This window comes from Stenotrophomonas sp. S41 (genome assembly GCF_016624625.1).
Lineage (GTDB): Bacteria > Pseudomonadota > Gammaproteobacteria > Xanthomonadales > Xanthomonadaceae > Stenotrophomonas.
In genome coordinates, this window is sequence record NZ_JACVTV010000203.1 from 1 (window position 1) to 1,583 (window position 1,583).

Sequence of the window (1,583 nt, forward strand, 5' to 3'; positions counted from 1 at the left end):
ACGGGTTTACGGCGTGTCCTGCAAGCCCACACCGCCCCGCCCAACCAGCAGCAACCCAGAGCTGCCTTTGATTCTGATTTTGATTTTGAAGTTGAAGTAAGCAGGTGCAGGGCGCAGCCCTGCCGCAGCACCCCAACCCCTTACCAGAGGTCTTCCAGCTTCCGCGGCTTGCACGCCACCCACGACGCCCCCAGCATCAGCGCCGCGCAGCCAAACAGGAACCCGAACGGCAGCGTCCAGCCCTCGCTCACCGTATGCAGCCAGCCCATCAGGAACGGCCCCAGGCAGCTGAAGCTGTAGCCCACGCCCTGCATGAAGCCCGACAACGCCGCCGACCCGGTCGGGGTGCGCGTGCGCAGGTTGATCAGGGTCAGCGCCAGCGGGAACGTGGACGGGCCCACGCCCAGCAGCGCCGCCCACAGCAGCGGCGCCTTCAGCGGTGCCAGCAGCAGGCCCGTGAAGGCGATGACGAAGGCGAAGAAGCCGATCAGCACCAGCGGGAACGGATTCGGCAGGCGCACCGCCAGCGAGGGAATGACCAGCGACGGCAGCAGGCCCAGCGCCGAGAACACCGCTACCATCACCCCACCGAACGCCGGCGTGGCACCGGCCTCGACCACGATGCGCGGCAGCCAGGTGAACATCGAATAGGTCATCAGCGAGGTCATGCCGAACATCAGCGTCATGCTCCAGCCCAGCGACGTGCGCCAGACCCTGCCGTGCGGCTGCGCGGTGGGATCACTGCCGTCCTGCACCGGCTTCGGCGCGCGGCGGGCCAGCATCAGCCAGGGCAGGGCGGCGGCCAGGGCCAGCAGTGCCCACATGCCCAGCGACACGCGCCAGCCCGCGGCATTGGCCACCGGCACCGCCAGCAGCGCCGGGGTCATCGTGCCCAGCTGCAGCACGCTGATGTACAGCGTGCTCATCGTGCCCACCTTGTTGGCGAAGTAGCGCTTCACCAGCGGCGGCACCACCACATTGCCGATGCCCATGCCGGCCAGTGCGATCACCGAGCCCAGCAGCAGCGTGCCGACGTTGCCGGCGCTGGAGCGCAGCAGCAGGCCGGCCATGGCCAGGGTCATCGCCAGCAGCGTGGTGCGCTCCAGGCCCAGGCGCCGGGCCACGGCCGGGGTCGCCACGCCGAACAGCGCGAACGAGGCGGTGGGCAGCATGCCGAGCACGCCGGTCATGGTGGTGCCGAAGCCGAACTGCTGGCCGAGCACGTCCAGCAGCGGAGTGATGGAGGTGACCGCGGTACGCAGGTTGACCGCCGCCAGCAGGATGGCGGCGAACGCCAGCAGGCGGCCGTGCAGCAGCGAGGGTGAAGGCGAAGTCGGGGACGTCATGCGGCGGGTCCTTGCAGGTGGCGCACGCCGCGTCTTTGGCGTGCAGCGCCGGCACCGGGCCAGGCCGGTGCAGGGGTGGGGGAAAGGGTGCCCATTGTACGGGGTAGGGCCGGGCGGGATGCCGCCGGGCGACAGGCACAAAAAAACCCGGAGGACTGTCGTCTTCCAGGCTTCTTGGTGACCACTGAAGTGGTCGGGGAGACAGGATTCGAACCTGCGACCTCTACGTCCCGAACG

General features: G+C 69.1%; 1 protein-coding gene. It reads right to left on the reverse strand.

What is annotated here, in order from left to right:
- Window positions 1–140: 140 nt before the first annotated feature.
- A complete protein-coding gene (locus tag IAE56_RS20870; RefSeq protein ID WP_200753834.1) occupies window positions 141–1,346 on the reverse strand; it encodes an MFS transporter in 1,206 nt (401 codons plus the stop codon).
- Window positions 1,347–1,583: the final 237 nt, after the last annotated feature.

What these genes read in the sequence shown, in the direction of transcription:
- IAE56_RS20870 (WP_200753834.1), bottom strand. Translation starts at nt 1,346, where the DNA reads ATGACGTCCCCGACTTCGCCTTCACCCTCGCTGCTGCACGGCCGCCTG.